The sequence below is a fragment of the Lentzea sp. NPDC020367 genome, assembly GCF_044387305.1.
GTDB lineage: Bacteria > Actinomycetota > Actinomycetes > Mycobacteriales > Pseudonocardiaceae > Lentzea.
In genome coordinates, this window is sequence record NZ_JBIRVV010000004.1 from 624716 (window position 1) to 642266 (window position 17551).

Here is a 17551-nt window from a genome sequence, read left to right on the forward strand (position 1 = left end):
GGATCCTTATATAAGCAACCTGTCTTCAGTCGGGTAGGCTGATCCGCATGCCTCACCGTCCCGCCGACGTCGGCCTGGCCGTCAAGCGCCTGCAGCACCGCCACCACCGAACGATGAGCCACGCGCTGGCGCCGCTCGGGTTGTCGCTGGTGCAGTGGGACACGCTGCGGCACCTCGCCCGCAACCCGGACGCCTCGCTGCACGACCTCGCGGTGCTGACCTTCCAGACCGACCAGTCCTTCGGGTCGCTGGCCACGCGGATGGCCGATCGCGGTCTGATCGAACGGATTCCGGGACCGGGACGGCCCGTGCGGCACCGGCTCACCGAGGAGGGGGAGAGGCTGCTCGTGGCAGGCCAGGACCTCGCCGACGGTGTCCTGGACACGTCGTTCCGGAACCTCTCGGCGGCTCAGCTCGACCAGCTGGGCGACCTGCTCGCTCTTGCGCTCGGCGCCGACCCGACGGCGTGATCACCAGCCGCGCAGGCGGCTCCACGTGGTGCCGTCGACGACGTGGTAGCGGTCGTGCTGGGCCGCGGTGGCGCAGGCGTGGTTGGGCAGGATCCGCAGGCGGGTGCCGATGGGCAGGTCGGGAACCGGCTTGCCGTCGCGCGTGCTCAGGACGCCGTGTTCCTGGCTCGCCCCGGTCATGAGCAGATCGGGGATCAGTTCGCCGTGCTCGTCGGCGACGAGTCCGTAGCCCTGGTCGACGGCCTGCACCTGCGTGCCGCGGTCCCGGGACGTGGCCATCCAGCCGCCGTCGGTGAGCACCCAGTTCTTGTCGTGCCGGTGGCCGATCACGGTGACGACCACGGAGAGCGCGAGGTCGTCGACGCCGCAGACGCCGATGCCGGCCATGACGAGGTCGAAGAAGACGTAGTTGCCGGCGCGGACCTCGGTGACGCCCGCCAGGTCGGTCGCCGCGTGCGCGGTGGGCGTCGAGCCGACGCTGACGATCGGGCAGTGCAGCCCGGCGGCGTGCAAGGTCTCGGCGGCGGCCACGGCGACGTCCCGCTCGTTCTGCGCGGCCTGCTCCAACGCCTCTGGCGTGTAAGCGAAGTAGGACTCGCCCGCGTGGGTGAGCACGCCGGCGAGGTGCGGGCCGAGTGACCGTCCGATGTGGACGAGTGCGGGATCGGCGGGTGCGATGCCACCGCGGTGCCCGTCGCAGTCGATCTCGATCAGGGCGGGGATCCGGAGGTTCTCCCCGGCTGCGAACCGGGTCAGCGCCTCAGCTTGCGCGAGGGTGTCGAGCAGGACGGTCAGCGTCACGCCGCGACGCAGCAGGGCGGCGACGCGGGGCAGTTTGTGGGGATCCAGTCCGACGGCGTAGAGGACGTCCCGGTAGCCCGCGTCGGCGAAGTGCTCGGCCTCGGCGAGGGTGGACACCGTGATCGGCCCGTCCGCGTGGACCCGCCGCGCGACCTCGACGGACTTGGACGTCTTCACGTGCAGCCGCAACGGCACGCCCAGTCCGTGCAGGTGGTCGCGGAGCCGGGCCGCGTTGCGGTCCAGCCGTTCCGTGTCGATCAGGGCGTACGGGGTGTCCACAGTGGTCATTCGGAGTCTCCGTGGGAAGCGGCGCGGCGACGCAGCAGGGCGGCGGCGAGAGTGAGGTCCTGCAAGGCGAATCCGGAGCTGTCGAACACCGTCACGTCCTCCGGCGAGGTCCGCCCTTCGGCGTCGCCGGCGAGCACGGCTCCCAGGGCGACGGGCACGGAGTGGGCGTGCTGGAACTCGCCGATGGTCCGGGACTGTTCGGGAAGGTCGCAGAACAGCGAGGCGTGGTCGTACAGCGCGACCGGCAGCTCCTGCTTACCGGGACCGTCGGCGCCCATGGCGGAGATGTGCGTGCCCGGCGCGACCCAGCTCGCGTCGAACAGGGGCTCGCGGGCGGTCGTGGCCGTGACGAGCACGTCCGCCGCGACGACCCCGGTCCTGGCGTCGACGGGGTCGGCTTTCACGCCGGTCACCGCCGTCACCTCCGCTGCGAACGCCTGTGCCGCGTCCGCGCGTCTGCCGACGACGAGGACCCGGTCGATCGGCCGCACCCGGCTCACGGCGCGGACCTCGTGCAGGGCCTGGTGCCCGGTTCCGAACACGGTCAGCGTGCGGGAGTCCTTGCGGGCCAGCGCGTCCACGGCGAGCGCGTCGGCGGCGGCCGTGCGGTAGGCGTTGGCGGCCGCGGCCTCGACGACCGCGCTCAGCCTGCCGGTGGCGGGGTCGAGCAGCACGATCGTGGAGCTGTGGCGGGGGAGTTCGACGTTGTCAGGCCAGAAGCTGCCGATCTTCACACCGACGAGGTCACCGGCGGCGCCCGACTTGAGGGTGAACCTGTTGTGCGGCAACGACTGCCCGATGACGACCGGGAACGTCGATCCCGTCGCGGTGGCCAGGAACGCCTCGCGGGCGGCGGCCAGCGCGAGGTCGTCGTCGGCGAGGGCGGCCGACTCGGACTCGCTGACGAAGGCGGGGCTGTCGGTCACGGGGTGTCCTTCTTCAGCTCGGCGAGGTCGTTGTACAGACCGGTGCGGGAGATGCCCAGTCGTTGGGCGATCCGTCCTGGCGCGCCGCGCAACGCGAACACGCCGGCCTCGTTCAGCGACCGGACGAGCACCAGCCGCTCGTCCCGTCCCAGCGCCGCGACCGGCACGGCGTGCGCGCGTTCGGCACGTTCGATCAGCGACTCGACCACCTGGTCCAGGTCGCCGGAGAAGTTCGTCGACGCGGTCGGTTCCTCCAGCGCGGACAGGCCGAGCAGATCCGAGAGCACGCCGGTCGCGCGGTTGATCGCCGAGACGTCGATGTTGACGCACAACGCGCCGATCAACGTCCCGTCGACGTCGCGCAACGGCAGCGTCGTGCACTTGAGCACCCGCCCGTCCTGCGCGCGGGTGACGTAACCGACCTCGTTGCGGGCGTCGTCCCCGGCGGCGAGGACGCGCAGGCCGATCTCGCTCATCGCGTCGCCGACCTCCCGGCCCGTGACGGATCCGGCGACCGCGACGACCGATCGTTCCTGGTCGCGGTAGTCGTGCAGCACCACCTCGCAGCTTCGCCCGAACGTCGCCGCGATGCCCTCGACGACGGGGGACAACGCGGCGAACACGGCGTCCGCGGTGGTACCGGCGGGATCTCGCACGGGAGGTCTCCAGAACTGAACGAAGTGTCAGATGCTGGACAAAGTGTCACACGAGCGAGTTCCCGGCGTCCAGCGAGGGGTCAGATCTGGTTCTCGCCGCCGTCGACGTACACGTTGGCGCCGAGCATGAAACTGCTGTCCGGGGACGCGAGGAAGGCCACCGCCGCCGCGACCTCGTCCACGTGACCCATCCGCCCGATCGCGATCCGGGCGGCCTCGTTCGCCTTGAACGCCTCCGCGTTCTCCTCGCCCACGAGCTCGGTGATCCCGTTGGTGTCGGTCGGTCCCGGCGAGATCGCGTTCACCCGGACGCCACGGTCCTTGAGCTCGTTCGCCCAGGCGCGCGTGAACGTCCGCAGCGCCGCCTTGGACGCGGCGTAGATGCCGAATCCGGCGGTGCCCCTGTCGGCGGCGGTGGACGCGTTGATGATCACCGAGGCGCCCTTGTTGAGGAGCGGAATCGCCTTCTGCACCGTGAAGATGGTGCCCTTCACGTTGACGCCGAAGGTCTGGTCGTAGTCCTCTTCGGTCATCGTCTCGATGGTCGCGAACGACGCGGTGGCCGAGTTGGCGAACAGCACGTCCAGGCCCTGGCCGCGGGCGGCGACCGTCTCGTAGAGCCGGTCCAGGTCGTCCGGGTTCGTGATGTCGCCCGGCACCGCCGTCACGTTCCGGCCGATGACCTCCACGGCCTCGTCCAGCTCGGCCTTGCGGCGGCCGGTGATGAACACGTGCGCGCCCTCTTCGACCAGCCGTGCCGCGGTGGCCCTGCCGATGCCCCGCGTGCCGCCACCGGTGATGACCGCGGTCTTGCCTTCCAGCCTGCGCATTACCTGACCTCCACGCTTTTGTGCACCGATCGGTGCATATTGCGACCGTAGCACTTCTGCACTGATCGGTGCGGAAGGGTAGGATGAGGCCGTGGAGAAGGCTCAGATCGGTCGGCCGCGGGAGTTCGACGCCGAGGAGGCGCTCCAGAAGGCGATGGTGGTCTTCTGGGAGCAGGGGTACGAGGGCGCGAGCCTCGCCGACCTGACCGAGCGCATGGGCATCTCCCGCAAGAGCATGTACGCGGCCTTCGGCAACAAGGAGGAGCTCTTCCGCAAGGCGTTGCAGCGCTACTCGGAAGGCACGGTCTCCTACGCCGTCGAAGCCCTCCAAGCCGAGACCGCCCGCGAGGTCGCGGAGACGTTCCTCGGTGGCTCGGTGCGCGCCAACACCAGGCCCGGCTGCCCCGTCGGCTGTCTCGGGGTGCAGGGCGCGCTGGCCGTCGGCGAGGCCGGACGGGTCGCGCGCGACATCCTGACCGAGTGGCGCAACGGAGGACAGGGGCTCCTGCGCGACCGGTTCGAACGGGCCGTCGAGGAGGGAGACCTGCCCGCCGGCGCCGATCCGGACCTGATCTCCCGCTACGTCATGACGATCGCGAACGGCATGGCCGTGCAGGCGGCCGGTGGCGCGTCCCGCGAGGACCTCCAGCGGGTGGCCGACGCCGCGCTGCGGAGCTGGCCACCGGCCTGAGGTGTCCTAAATGGACGCGGTGGTCGTCGTGCCGCGCGGCAGGTAGCGGGCGGTCGGCGACCAGCGCGGGGTGACCGGGCCGCCGTCGATCCGTTCCAGCACCGACTCCGCCACCGACACGCCGAACTGGTGCACGTCGACGCTCATCGTCGTGAGGGCGGGGGAGGCGAGCCGGCACAACGTCGAGTCGTCCCACGCCACCAGACTCACGCTCGCCGGCACCGCGACACCGAGTTCGGCGGCCGCGGCGAGTCCGGCGACCGCCATCACGTCGTTGTCGTAGAGGATCGCGGTGGGCGGCTCCGGTCCACTGAGGAGCGACGCGGTGAGCTTGGCGCCCGCCTCCTCCGAGTAGTCGCCCTCGACGATCACCGGGTCGACACCGGCCTGCGCGCACCCGGCCAGCAACGCGTCCGTGCGGGCCCGCGTGTGCAGCAACGCCGACGGGCCGGTGACCCTGGCGATCCGCCGGTGCCCCAACGAGAGCAGGTGCCCGAGCGCCTCGGCGACCGGGCCGGCGTGGTCGGTGCGGACGCAGGGCAGCACCGGGTCGTCGCCGACGACGACCGCGGGCAGCGCGATCTCGGCGAGCACGGCGGGGCGTGGGTCGTCCACCACCGGGTTCACCACCACGACGGCGTCGACCAGATCGCGACTCGCCCAGCGGCGGTAGGCGGTGATCTCGGCCTCGTGGTCCGCGACGACGTGCAGCAGCACGGACAGGTCGCGCTCGGCCAGCCGTTCCTCGATCCCCGCGATGAACTCCATGAAGAACGGCTCGACGCCGAGCAGGCGCGCGGGCCGCGCGAGCACCAGCCCGATCGCGCCGGTCGGTTCAGCGGGCATCGGGCACCGCGCAAAGGTCGTTGGCACAGCGGAGAACCAGTGGATCGGTGAAGGCCGCGGGATCGACGAAAGCGGCCGTGCGGATGTGGAACACGCGCACCTCTCCGGCCAGCATCGGCACGAGCGAGTCGTCGGCGACCGCGTCCGGTGCGACCCGGTCGGCCAGGATCGCGACGTCCTGGGCGAACGAGCCGGCGCGCACCTCGACCTCGTAACCGCCGGGCACGGCCTGTGCCTGGGCGGAAAGGGGACGCGGGTCGTACGACAGCTCGACGTCCTCCCGGAACGGCAGGATCGCGCGGGCTTCGGCGGTGGTCGCCACCATCACCTCCGCGTCGTCGTTCGCCGGTCGCAGCAGCGCCTCGTCGAGGTCCAGTGCGAGGACCGAGCGAGGTGCCACCGTCCGGCGCAGTCTAGTCAGGTGCAGCGTGACACCCCGGAACGTCTGGCGCTCCAGGGTGAGGTGCGCGTCCCACGGCTCGTCGTGGTCGTTGACGGCGATGAGCACCAGCCGGTCGCCGCGCGGCTGGAAGGTGAGCAGCCGGGGCGCGTAGGCGTGCCGCAGCCCGTACCAGAGCGGTTTCACCCGTTCCTCGCTGTCGATCGCCGCCCAGGACGTGACGGGCCAGCAGTCGTTGAGCTGCCAGACGATCGCACCGGCCGTGCGCGGCCACCACGAGCGGAAGTGCTCGATGCCGAAGGCCACCGCTCGCGCCTGGTTGAGCTGCGTCGCCCAGTGCCAGTCCTCGAAGGCCGACGGCACGGGCAGGTGCGGTGCCAGGCCGCGCGCGAGCTTTCCGTTGCCGTCGTCCGCTTTCTGGTGCGCCAGGAAGCTCGGCGAGTCCGGGGTGAGCGGCTCGTCGTGGATCCACCGGGTCAGCGTGGACCACGCCGGCGGGCCCTGGAACCCGAACTCCGAGCAGAACCGCGGCACGTGGTCGCGGTAGCGCTGGTAGCCGACCTGGTTCCAGACCTGCCAGTCGTGGCGCGTGCCGTGGTTCTCGTCGTTCGGGTGCACGCCGTCGACCGGGCTGTACGGGCTGCTGGGGCAGTAGAACCGGGTCGGGTCGAGTTCGGCCACGATCCGCGGCAGCAGGTCGTCGTAGTAGCCCAGACCCCACGTCCGGCCGTCGAGCTGCTCCGGCCAGCCCCAGTCGGCGAACCCCCACAGGTTCTCGTTGCCGCCGTTCCAGAGCGCCAGCGAGGCGTGCGACATCAGGCGCACGACGTTCTCGCGGGCCTCGGCCTCCAGCTCGCCGCGCACCGGCTCTTCCTCCGGGTACGCGGCGCAGGCGAGCGGGAAGTCCTGCCACACCAGGACTCCGCGTTCGTCGCAGACGTCGTAGAAGTCGTCGGACTCGTAGATCCCGCCGCCCCACACCCGCAGCAGGTTGACGTGCGCGGTCACGGCCTGGTCGACCCGCCGTGCCAGCCGGTCGCGGGTGATCCGGGTGAGGAAGTGGTCGTCGGGAATCCAGTTGGCGCCCTTGACGAAGACGGGCTTGTCGTTGACGGCGATCGTGAACGGGGTGCCGTGCTCGTCGGGGGTCGTGTCGACGGTGATCGTGCGGAACCCGATCCGCTTCGCGGTGCTGTCGAGCTGTTCCGATCCGCGCAGCACGACGTCCAGGTTGTAGAGCGGTTGGTCGCCGTACCCGGTGGGCCACCAGAGTTCGGCGCCGGGCACGTCCACGCGGGCGACGACGGTCGTCTGACCGGCCGGCACGACGACGGTGCGCTTGTGCGCGCCCACGGTGATCAGCAGCGTCAGGGTTTCGGCGGCGTCCGGCGCCCACTCGACGTCGACGTGCAGCTCGACCTGACCGGTCCCGTTCGGGGCGACGGTCACGATCGGGCGGACTCGGGCCAGCCGCGCGGTGTGCCAGCGCTCCAGCCGGACCGGCCGCCAGATCCCCGCGGTCTGCAGATCCGGTCCCCAGTCCCAGCCGAAGCTGCAGGCCATCTTGCGGATCATGTTGAACGGGTGGGCGTTGACGTGCTCGCGCCGGCCCAGCGCGGCCTCGACCTTCTCGGCGTGGGTCAGCGCGGAGGAGAACGACACGCTGAGGTCGTTCGCACCGTCCACGAGGAACGGCCGGACGTCGAAGCGGTGGCCGCGGTGCATGTTCGCGGTGTGGCCGAGCAGGTGGCCGTTGAGCTCGACGGCGGCGATGGTGTCCAGTCCGTCGAAGACGAGCTCGGCCTGTCCGGACGGGACGGCGGCGGCGAGGAACCTGGTGCTGTACCGCCAGTCCGCGCGGTGCGTCCAGGCCAGCTCCTCCTCGGCGCGGTCGAGGAACGGATCGGTGATCAGCCCGGACGCGAGCAGGTCGAGGTGGGTGCTTCCGGGCACGGTCGCGGGCACCGTCCTGCCCCGGACGTTGTCCGGCACCTCGTTCGTGGTCGCGGTCAGCTGCCAGCCGTCGTGCAGGTACTGCCGGATCAAGACGGACCTCCCTGGAGGAAGCGGGTTTCGGGGTCGGGCGCGGCGGCGGCCAGCTGCCGGGTGTACGGATCTTGGGGACGTAGCAGCACGTCGTCGCCCGGTCCGCGTTCGACGATGCGGCCCCGGTGCATCACCAGGACCTCGTCGGAGAAGTGCCGGGCGGTGGCGAGGTCGTGCGTGATGTAGAGGACGGCGAGGTCCTCCTCGCGGCGCAGCCGGTCGAGCAGCTTGAGCACGCCGAGCCGGATCGAGACGTCCAGCATGGACACCGGTTCGTCCGCGACGATCACCGTGGCACCGGGTGCGAGCGCGCGGGCGATGGCGACGCGTTGCCGTTGCCCGCCGGACAGTTCGTGCGGACGGCGGCGCGCGAAGTCCGGTGTGAGGCTCACCCGTTCCAGCAGGTGGGGCACCTCCGCCCGAGTGCGGCCGTGCAGCAGCAACGGCCGGGCGAGGTGGTGCTCGACGGTGTGGAACGGGTTGAGCGACGCGAACGGGTCCTGGAAGATCATCTGGACGTGGTCGCGGTACCGGCGCGACGGCACCGGTTCGCCGTTCGGCCCGGTCAGCGCGATCTCGCCGGAGGTGGGCCGGACCAGGCGGGCGATCATCCTCGCGATCGTCGACTTCCCCGACCCGGACTCGCCGACGAGCGCGACGGTCCGCCCGGCGGTGAGCGTGAACGAGACTCCGTCGACCGCGCGGTGCCGGTGGAACGTCTTGCTGAGGTCGCGGACTTCCAGCGTGGTCATCGGATCAGGGCTCCTCGCTCGCCGGTCAGGCTCGGGAACGACGCCAGCAGCTGCCGGGTGTACGGGTGCTGTGGCCGCAGGTAGATCTCCTCGGCCGACTCGTACTCGACCACCTCGCCGTCGCGCATCACCGCGATCCGGTCGCTCAGCTCCAGCAGCAACGGCAGGTCGTGCGTGATGAACACGACCGCGAACCCCAGCTCGTCGCGCAAGCGCTTGATCTCGTTCAGGATCTCGCGCTGCACCAGCACGTCGAGCGCGGTCGTGGGTTCGTCCATGATCATGACCTGCGGTTCGAGCAGCAGCGCCATGGCGATCATGACGCGCTGCCGCATGCCGCCGGACAGCTCGTGCGGGTACGAGCCGAGCCTCGCCGGGTCGACACCGACGAGCCTGAGCACCTCAACGCACCGAGCCTCACGGTCCGAAGTGGACATCGAGGGGCGGTGCGTGCGCAGGACGTCCTGCAACTGCGCACGGATCGGGGTGACCGGGTTCAGGGAGTTCATGGCGCCCTGGAAGACCATGGACAGCTTCACCCAGCGGAACGCGCGGAGCTCGTCCGGGCCCAGCGCCAGCACGTCGATGCCGTCGAACACGACGGAACCGGACGTGACCTCCGCCGGTGGCCGGTGCAGGCGGTTGATCGCGTAGGCGAGCGTGGTCTTGCCGCACCCGGACTCGCCGGCCAGGCCGAGGATCTCGCCCCGCCGCAACGTCAGCGACACGTCCTTGACCGCGTGCACTGGTGTGGCGCCTTGGTAGACGACGTTGAGGTTCGTGACCGTCAGGACGGCGTCCTCGTCGGCCACCGCAGGTGTGGTGGCCACGACGTCCCGCCTGCGGCGCGGCCGCTCGCGCAACGCCGGGTTGATGATCTCGTCGATGCTGAAGTTGATGAGCGACAGCGCGCCGCCGAACAACGCGATGATCAACCCCGGCGGGACGAACCACCACCACGCGTCCCGTTGCAGCGCGAACCCGTTCTGCGCGTAGTAGAGCATCGTGCCGAGCGTCGAGGAGTCAGCCGCCCCGAGCCCGAGGAACGACAGGCCCGCCTCGCTCAGGATCGCCAGCACGACGGCGAACACGAACTGGGAGGCGAGGATCGGCAACAGGTTCGGCAGGATCTCGACGCAGATCACCCGCCAGGTCTTCTCGCCGGAGACCCGTGCCGCGGCCACGTAGTCCCGATTGCGCAACGACAACGTTTGCGCGCGCAGCACGCGGGCCGCCGCCGCCCACCCGGTGATCGCGAGGACCAGCGAGATCGTCCACGTGCCGCGCTGGTCGGCGGGCACGAACCCGGCGACCACGATGACCAGCGGCAGGCCGGGGATCACCAGCATCACGTTGGAGAACAACGAGAACACCTCGTCCACGGCACCGCCCGCGTACGCGCCGACGATGCCGAAGATCCCGGACAGCACGGTCGCCATCACCCCGACGAGCAGGCCGATCCACAGGGACCCGCGGGTGGCGTGGGTGAGCTGGGCCAGCACGTCCTGCCCGGTGACGGTGGTGCCCAGGAGATGCTCGCCGCCGGGCGGAACGAGGCCGATGTCCCTGATGGTGGCCGGATCGCCGGTGAGCAGCGGACCGAGCAGTCCGAAGAGGACGATCAGACCGGCCAGGCCGAGCCCGGCGCCGAGCTTTCCCGACCAGGTCATGACACCGTGCTCCGATCCCTCGTGCGGGCGTCGATCAGCCCGTACAGCAGGTCGACGACCAGGTTCGCGCCGAGCACCGCGACCGTGATCACCAGGAAGATCCCCTGCATCAGCGCGTAGTCGTTGTTCTGCACGGCCTGCAGCAGCTTCGACCCGATGCCGGGGTAGGAGAACACCTGCTCGGTGACGATCGACCCGGACACCACGAACCCGAGCGAGATCGCGAACCCGGCGACGGACGGCAGCACGGCGTTGCGGGCCGCGTACCGGACCATCACCCGGCTGCCGGTCAGGCCCTTGGCCCGCGCGGTCAGCACGTAGTCCTCCGACATGGCCGAGACCATCATGTTGCGCATGCCGAGCAGCCAGCCGCCGACCGACGAGACGACGATCGTCAGCGCGGGCAGGATGCCGTGGTAGAGCGCCGAACCGAGGAACTCCGGACTCCAGCCGGGATCCAGGACCACGTCGTAGCCGCCGTGCAGCGGGAACCAGCCGAGTCCCGACGAGAGCAGCGCGACCAGGATCAGCGCCAGCCAGAAGTACGGCACCGCCGCCAGCATGGTGGTCGCGGGCACCAGCGAGTCGAGCCAGGTGCCGCGCTTCCAGCCGACGAGCGCGCCGAGCCCGATGCCCAGCGCGAACGAGATCAGCGTCGCGAGCCCGACCAGCACGACGGTCCACGGCAGCGAGGCGCCGATCACGTCGGAGACCTTCGCCGGGAACGCGCTGACCGACACCCCGAGGTCACCGCGCAGCAGACTGCCCAGGTACGCCACGTACTCCTGAACGAACGACTCGCGCCCGCCGGTGCCGAGCAACGTCTCGTAGGCCTGCCGCGCGGCGGGGTCGACGGACCCGCCGCGCTGCTGGAGCTTGGCCATCAGGATGTCCACCGGGTTGCCCGGCAACAGCCGCGGGATGACGAAGTTCAGCGTCACCGCCGCCCACAGCGCCGCCAGGTAGAAGGCGACCTTGCGCAGGTGGTAGCCCATCGTCAGGACCCGGCGGGCTTGAGCTTCGCGTACACCTGCGAGGCGTCCGGCCGCTTCCACACGGCGGGGAACGCGTACAGGTCGTCCTTGGTGGGCCAGCCGGTGAAGGCCTTGTCGTTGTACTCGTTCGGGATGCCGCCGGTCAGCACCGGGATGTACGGCATGGACTTCTCGAGCTCGACCTGGATGGTGTCGTAGTACTGCTGCCGCGCGGGGTTGCCCCGGTCGGTCTTCTTGAGCTCGGCCAGCGCGGCGTCCACGACCGGGCTGCTGAACCGGGCGAAGTTCGGGTTGGCCGCCTCACCGACCGGCGCGGTCGTCGCGGTCGAGAAGAAGTAGCTGTAGGTGTAGTACGGGTCCGGCGCCGGGCCCTGCTCCACGGAGTCGATCAGCAGCTCGAACTGGCCGCGGCCGCGCGCGTCCGCCCACTCGTTCCACGACAGCTGCTGCGGCGTGATCTTGATGCCGATCTGGAGCAGCTGCTGGCTCAGGGTCTCCAGCGCGGTGATGTAGTCGGTCCAGCCGGCGACCACCTTCACGGTCAGCGCCAGCGGCTTGCCGTCCTTGGCGTAGATGCCGTCCGGGCCCTTGGCGTAGCCGGCGGACGTGAGCAGCTCGGCGGCCTTGGCGACATCGGCGTTCATCGGCGCCATCCGGTCGGTGAGCTTGCTCGACAGCAACGAGGTGTCGCGCGGCTGCAGCGTGAAGCCGGGGGACATCTCGCTGCCGGTGTTCTGGAACGCCAGCGAGTTGATCTGCGTGCGGTTCATCCCGTGGTAGATCGCCTGGCGCACGGCCGGATCGGTCTGCGCGCCCTGACAGCCGAGCTGCGCGTTGGAGCAGGTGAACAGCGAGACCTGGTTGAGCGGCAGCGTGACGACCTTGTAGCCGGGGTAGTTCTTCTCGACGTCCTTGATGTCCGGGATCGGACCGGTCTGCCAGTCGATGGACCCGGCCTTGAGCGCGTCCACGCCGGCCTGGTTGCCCGACAACGACAGGTAGCGGACCTGCTTGAGCGCGGGTTCTCCGCCCCAGTACTTCGGGTTCGCCTTGAGGGTGAACGACTGCGCCTTGAACTCGCCGAGCTGGAACGGGCCGGTGCCGACGGGGTTCGGGTTCACCTCGGTGGCGGGCGTGGCGTAGTTCTTCCAGATGTGCTCCGGCATGATCCACAGCTGGCCGAGCACCTGCGGTCCGTCCATGTAGGACGGTTCGGGGAACTTGACGACCACGTGCGTGTCGTCGACCGCCGTCGTCGTGCCCTTGAAGCCCGTCTTGTTGACGGCCGGGGTCTTCGCGACCATGTCGAGCGTGAACTTCACGTCCTCGGCGGTGAACTTCTCGCCGTCGGACCAGGACACGTCGCTTCGGAGCGTGACCGAGAGCTCGGTGCCCTCCGGGTTCCACTTGAACTCGGTGCCGAGCATGGGTTTCGGCGGCTGGTCCTTCGCGATGTTGTAGAAGAACAGCGGCTCGTAGATCGTGCCGGGCCCCTCGATCTGGGTGGGGGCGTAGGGGTTGAAGTTCAGCTGGTAGTCGCCGGCCTGCCCGGTGTAGACGACGAGCGTGTCCCGGGACCGGCTCGTTCCGCCGGATCCGGAGCAGGCGGCGGTGGCCGCGACGACCACCGCGAGACCGAGTGAGCAGAGCCGCTTGTGCAGGAACATCGTTGATCCTCCCGTGGGCTGGGTGGTTCGCGGCGAGGATTCTTCAGTTACTAAACAAAGAAAGTCAACGACTCGGGATGCTTTACTGATCCCGAACTTGTCGATGTGCCAAGTTCGTCGTTCGACGGAGGAGTGCGGTGAGCGGACCGGCGCGGGTGACCCACGCGAGCACCAGGGCGGCGGTGCTGGACCTGGTCAGGGCGGCGGGCATGATCAGCCGGGTCGGCCTGGTCAACGCCACCGGCCTGACCGGCGGCACGATCTCCACGGTGGTGCGGGGCCTGATCGACGAGGGCCTGGTCGCCGAGACCGGGCACGCGGAGTCGACCGGTGGCAAGCGCCGGGTCATGTTGCAGCTCAACCACTTCGCGCGCTACGCCGTCGGCGTGCACCTCGACGACGCGCGGATCACCTACGTGCTGACCAACCTCGGCGGGGCGGTCGTCGCCAGGATCTCGCGCGCCGGTGCCGGTGCCGACGAACCGGCGGCCGTGGTCGCCAGGGTGGCCCGCGAGGCCGACGCGCTGATCGACAGCGTCGGTGTCGAACGCGATCGAATCCTGGGGCTGGGACTCGTCGCGGCCCGTCCGTCGGAGCACCACGAGTTCGGCCGGGCGCTGGAGCGCGCGACCGGACTGCCCGTCGTGCTCGACCACGACGCGACCGCGGCGGCGATCGGTGAGCACTGGTCCGGCGGTGTCGGCGCGACGTCGACGTTCGCCGCGTTGTTCATGGGAACCGGGATCGGCGCGGGGGTCGTGCTCGGCGGCACGACGTACCGAGGCCCGAGCGGGCACACCGGCGAGATCGGCCACGCCTGTCTCGACATCGACGGCCCGCGGTGCTGGTGCGGTGCGAAGGGATGCCTGGAAGCGCTGGCCGGTCCCGCCGCCGTCGTCGAGCAGGCACGGGCGGATCGGGCGCTCACCCGTGCGGCGGGCCTCGTCGGCGGCCGGACCCGTGCGGCCACCCCGGTCGCGGCGGACTTCGCGGCGATCAGCAGGGCGGCCCGGCAGGGCAACACCCGCGCGGTGACGTTGCTGGAACGGTCCGCCCGCTACGTCGCGGCGGCGGCCCGCACGCTCGCGAACGTGCTGGACCTGGAGGTGCTGGTGCTCACCGGCCCGAGCTTCGCGATCGCGGGCTCGATCTACCTGCCGGTGCTGCGCGCCGAACTGGACAGCGCGTTCATCGCGCGCGACGTCCACCCGATCTCGGTGCGGTTGTCGCCGTCGGCCGCGTCGGCGCCGGCGATCGGCGCGGCGGCGATCGTGCTGCAGTCGGAACTGGTACCGCGGCGGCAGGGGCTGCGGCTGCCGGACGACCTGGCGGCGGAGGAGCCGCCGGTGTTCCAGGCATTGCGCTGAATGGAGTTTCTTTTTGTCTCAAAAGGAGCTGACCCTGTAACAAAGAGGTGTCCTTCCAAGACAATGCCGGGCATGACTAGGCAAGACAGTGGCGCAGGTCACAAACCCGGGCGATGGATCGCGGTCGCGGCCGCCGTGATCATCGTGCTGGTGGTCGGGACGTCCGTGCTCGTCAGCGGAGTGTTGAGCGGCGAAGAGCCGGCGGCCACCGTCCTGACCACGGCGCCGGCCGCGCCTCCGCCGCCCGTCGAGGACTGGTACGACCTCACCACCTACCAGACGGTCGAGTCCGGCGCCGGGCACGAGACCCTGGCGTCGATCAGCATCGGGGTGGGCAAGGAGCCGTTCGCCCGCGCCATCCGGGGTTCGGCCGGCTCGTCGGCGACTCAGCCGGCCAACTTCCGCACCTGGTCCACCGCGGGCAGGTGCACCCGGCTGTCGGTGTGGATCGGCAAGGACGCGGCCTCGGTCCAGACGGAGGGGATCGGCCAGTTCGTGATCAGGGCCGACGAGGCGGAGGCCGTCACCCGTCAGGCGAGCATCGCCGACGCTCCCCAGCACGTCGAGGTCGACATCTCGGACGTCGACCGGCTGACGTTGCTGGACGTGCGCGCCGGCCGCGACGCCGCCAACGCCTGGGGGACCCCGCGGGTGTTCTGCTCCGCGCCGCCCGGCAAGGCCGTCTGACCGGCTCGTTCGGTGCTGGTGAGGCTTTGCGTTGTGGTGCAATAGCTTCAGCACGCGTGGGTGAGCGCTGTTAACTGCCGCCATGGTTTCGAGAACCTTCAGCAGGATCGCCGGCCGGATCGCGGCCGCCGCCGTGGTCGCGCTCTCGGCTGTCGCCGTCGCCGCGCCCTCCGCCGGTGCCGCCGATCAGGAGTTCATCTACTCGGGGCAGGACTACGGGTACGCCGGGGCGACGTTCGACTGGACCGGGCGGAGTTCGGTGGGCAACATCGACCTGCTCGTGTCGGACTGGGGCTGTGACGCCAAGCCGGTCTACGCCTACTTCCTGTTCTACAACGGGTCGCTGCACCCCGACACGACGCCGACGCGCCGGTACGACTACTCCGGCTGTGACAAGGAGGACTACTCCTCCTACAACAACCTGACGTGGTCGATCAGCGGCGACTCGATCACCTACATGGGCGTCGTCGTCTGCCGTGACGCGTCGAACGGCCCGTGCAAGGTGGGCGGGCTCTCCGGGCGCAACCCCTACGCGTAGGGACCAGGTCCACAAAGGACCCGTGTCGAACGGGTCGTCGAACAGAGACGCGGCTGTTCGACGACCCGTTCGACTGCATTCGACAGCCCTGCTTGACGCTCGTGGTGCACCGATGCAGACTCCGGAAAGCGTTTTCCAGACGACGGGGTCGGGAGTTCATGAGCGCACTCGACGAACTGCGGGGGCTGCGTCGCAGCGGCACGCAGGTGCGCAAACGGGACAACAGGGCCGCGTTCTGGTTCCTGGTGCCCTGGTTCGCCGGACTGCTCCTCGTCACGGTCGGACCGGTGCTCGCGTCCTTCGGACTGGGCTTCACCAGGTACAACCTGATCCAGCCGCCGAAGCTCATCGGATTCGACAACTTCGCGCGCATCCTCAGCGACGCGCGCCTGCACAACGCGTTGCGGGTGACGTTCACCTACGTGCTCGTGTCGGTGCCCCTGCAACTGGCGTGCGCGCTGGGCGTCGCGTTGCTGCTCAACCGCGGGCTGCGCGGGCTGCGCGGGCTCGCGTTCTACCGCTCGGCGTTCTACCTGCCGTCGCTGCTCGGGTCGAGCGTGGCGATCGCGGTGCTGTGGACGCAGGTCTTCGGCACCGAGGGCCTGGTGAACCGCGTGCTGGGCTTCTTCGGGGTCGAGGGCAAGGGGTGGATCTCCGACCCGGACACGGCGCTGTCGACGCTGATCGTGCTGAACGTGTGGACGTTCGGCTCGCCGATGATCATCTTCCTGGCCGGGCTGCGGCAGATCCCCGAGGTCTACTACGAGGCCGCCGCGATCGACGGCGCGGGCAGGTGGTCGCGGTTCTGGCGGATCACGCTGCCGCTGCTGTCGCCGATCCTGTTCTTCAACCTGGTGCTGCAGATCATCCACGCGTTCCAGTCGTTCACGCAGGCGTTCGTCGTCTCCGGCGGCACCGGCGGGCCGTCCGACTCGACCATGTTCTACACGCTCTACCTGTACCAGCAGGGTTTCAGCCGGTTCGACATGGGTTACGCGTCGGCGCTGGCCTGGTTCCTGCTGCTGATCATCGCGGCCTTCACAGCGATCAACTTCTGGGCGGCCAGGTACTGGGTGTTCTATGACGACTGAGCGGCTCGCCAAGTTCGCCAAGCACGCCGGCCTGGTCCTGATCGGGTTCGTGATGCTGTACCCGGTGCTGTGGATGGTCGTCAGCTCGTTGCGGCCGGGCGACGAGATCTTCCGCAGCCCCGGGCTGATCCTCGACAGTCTCCAGACCGAGAACTACACCGAGGGCTGGAACGCGCTCACGCCGTCGTTCGGGACCTACCTGCTGAACTCGGCGGTCCTGGTGCTGGGCTGCATCGTCGGCAACCTGGTGTCGTGCTCGATGGCGGCCTACGCGTTCGCCCGGCTGCAGTTCACCGGCAAGCGCTGGTGGTTCGGGATCATGCTCGGCACGATCATGCTGCCGATCCACGTGATCATCGTGCCGCAGTACGTGCTGTTCTCGAACATCGGCTGGGTCAACACGTTCCTGCCGCTGATCGTGCCGAAGATCCTCGCCACCGACGCGTTCTTCGTCTTCCTGATGGTGCAGTTCATCCGCGGTCTGCCACGCGAACTCGACGAGGCGGCGCGCATCGACGGGTGCGGGCATCCGCGGATCTTCCTGCGGATCGTGCTGCCGCTGATGAAACCGGCGCTCGCGACCACGACGATCTTCACGTTCATCTGGACGTGGAACGACTTCTTCAGCCAGCTGATCTACCTGACGGACCCGGACATGTACACGGTTCCCGTCGCCCTGCGCTCGTTCGTCGACTCGACGGTCGCCACGTCGTGGGGCTCGCAGTTCGCGATGAGCGTCGTGTCGCTCCTCCCGATCTTCTTAGCGTTCCTGATCGGCCAGCGGTACCTCGTCCAGGGGATCGCCACGACCGGGGGCAAGTAGCCGAAAG

17 protein-coding genes are annotated in these 17551 nt (G+C 69.7%); 7 read left to right on the forward strand and 10 right to left on the reverse strand.

Annotation, left to right across the window (positions count from 1 at the left end):
* The first annotated feature begins 47 nt into the window (after positions 1–47).
* Positions 48–470: a MarR family transcriptional regulator gene (locus ACH413_RS20565; protein WP_360035737.1), complete on the forward strand. Its 423-nt coding sequence runs from the start codon at positions 48–50 to the stop codon at positions 468–470.
* Here the strand turns inward: ACH413_RS20565 and ACH413_RS20570 are convergent, their stop codons facing one another.
* From ACH413_RS20570 to ACH413_RS20585, 4 genes are all read right to left on the reverse strand, one after another.
* A complete protein-coding gene (locus ACH413_RS20570; protein WP_360035735.1) occupies positions 471–1559 on the reverse strand; it encodes an alanine racemase in 1089 nt (362 codons plus the stop codon).
* Positions 1556–2485, reverse strand: coding sequence for an ornithine cyclodeaminase family protein (locus ACH413_RS20575; protein ID WP_360035733.1), 930 nt, complete (start codon positions 2483–2485; stop codon positions 1556–1558). The genes ACH413_RS20570 and ACH413_RS20575 overlap by 4 nt, the downstream gene beginning before the upstream one ends.
* On the reverse strand, positions 2482–3141 hold the full coding sequence (locus ACH413_RS20580; protein WP_360035730.1) for a PAS domain-containing protein: 660 nt from the start codon (positions 3139–3141) through the stop codon (positions 2482–2484). The genes ACH413_RS20575 and ACH413_RS20580 overlap by 4 nt, the downstream gene beginning before the upstream one ends.
* An 80-nt stretch (positions 3142–3221) precedes the next feature.
* Positions 3222–3971 (reverse strand): SDR family oxidoreductase, encoded by a 750-nt coding sequence (locus ACH413_RS20585; RefSeq protein WP_360035727.1) that lies wholly within the window; start codon positions 3969–3971, stop codon positions 3222–3224.
* Positions 3972–4062: 91 nt separating this feature from the next.
* Here ACH413_RS20585 and ACH413_RS20590 point away from each other — a divergent pair, with 91 nt between their 5' ends.
* Positions 4063–4662, forward strand: a complete 600-nt coding sequence (locus ACH413_RS20590) for a TetR/AcrR family transcriptional regulator (protein WP_360035724.1) — start codon at positions 4063–4065, stop codon at positions 4660–4662.
* A gap of 6 nt (positions 4663–4668) precedes the next feature.
* Here the strand turns inward: ACH413_RS20590 and ACH413_RS20595 are convergent, their stop codons facing one another.
* From ACH413_RS20595 to ACH413_RS20620, 6 genes are read right to left on the reverse strand one after another with little or no spacing between them, the layout of a single operon-like run.
* Positions 4669–5508, reverse strand: coding sequence for a substrate-binding domain-containing protein (locus ACH413_RS20595; RefSeq protein WP_360035721.1), 840 nt, complete (start codon positions 5506–5508; stop codon positions 4669–4671).
* Positions 5498–7954 (reverse strand): glycosyl hydrolase 2 galactose-binding domain-containing protein, encoded by a 2457-nt coding sequence (locus tag ACH413_RS20600; protein ID WP_360035718.1) that lies wholly within the window; start codon positions 7952–7954, stop codon positions 5498–5500. The genes ACH413_RS20595 and ACH413_RS20600 overlap by 11 nt, the downstream gene beginning before the upstream one ends.
* On the reverse strand, positions 7951–8706 hold the full coding sequence (locus ACH413_RS20605; protein WP_360035715.1) for an ATP-binding cassette domain-containing protein: 756 nt from the start codon (positions 8704–8706) through the stop codon (positions 7951–7953). The genes ACH413_RS20600 and ACH413_RS20605 overlap by 4 nt, the downstream gene beginning before the upstream one ends.
* Entirely contained in the window at positions 8703–10376 is a 1674-nt protein-coding gene (locus ACH413_RS20610; protein WP_360035712.1) for a dipeptide/oligopeptide/nickel ABC transporter permease/ATP-binding protein, read from the reverse strand. The genes ACH413_RS20605 and ACH413_RS20610 overlap by 4 nt, the downstream gene beginning before the upstream one ends.
* A complete protein-coding gene (locus ACH413_RS20615; RefSeq protein WP_360035709.1) occupies positions 10373–11371 on the reverse strand; it encodes an ABC transporter permease in 999 nt (332 codons plus the stop codon). The genes ACH413_RS20610 and ACH413_RS20615 overlap by 4 nt, the downstream gene beginning before the upstream one ends.
* 2 nt (positions 11372–11373) lie before the next feature.
* Positions 11374–13038 carry an ABC transporter substrate-binding protein gene (locus ACH413_RS20620; RefSeq protein WP_360035706.1) on the reverse strand — a complete coding sequence of 555 codons (1665 nt, stop codon included), beginning with the start codon at positions 13036–13038 and terminating at the stop codon, positions 11374–11376.
* Positions 13039–13175: 137 nt separating this feature from the next.
* On the opposite strand from ACH413_RS20620, the gene ACH413_RS20625 reads away from it, so the two are divergent.
* The 5 genes from ACH413_RS20625 (at position 13176) to ACH413_RS20645 (ending at position 17544) form a co-directional block, all read left to right on the forward strand.
* Positions 13176–14405 (forward strand): ROK family protein, encoded by a 1230-nt coding sequence (locus ACH413_RS20625; RefSeq protein ID WP_360035703.1) that lies wholly within the window; start codon positions 13176–13178, stop codon positions 14403–14405.
* A gap of 72 nt (positions 14406–14477) precedes the next feature.
* Positions 14478–15092: an NPCBM/NEW2 domain-containing protein gene (locus tag ACH413_RS20630; RefSeq protein WP_360035700.1), complete on the forward strand. Its 615-nt coding sequence runs from the start codon at positions 14478–14480 to the stop codon at positions 15090–15092.
* An 82-nt stretch (positions 15093–15174) separates the two neighbouring features.
* Positions 15175–15630 (forward strand): hypothetical protein, encoded by a 456-nt coding sequence (locus ACH413_RS20635; RefSeq protein WP_360035697.1) that lies wholly within the window; start codon positions 15175–15177, stop codon positions 15628–15630.
* 158 nt (positions 15631–15788) lie between these two features.
* Entirely contained in the window at positions 15789–16721 is a 933-nt protein-coding gene (locus ACH413_RS20640; RefSeq protein WP_360035694.1) for a sugar ABC transporter permease, read from the forward strand.
* Complete coding sequence (locus ACH413_RS20645) at positions 16711–17544, forward strand: carbohydrate ABC transporter permease (protein WP_360035691.1); 834 nt, start codon at positions 16711–16713, stop codon at positions 17542–17544. The genes ACH413_RS20640 and ACH413_RS20645 overlap by 11 nt, the downstream gene beginning before the upstream one ends.
* The last annotated feature ends 7 nt before the right edge of the window (positions 17545–17551 follow it).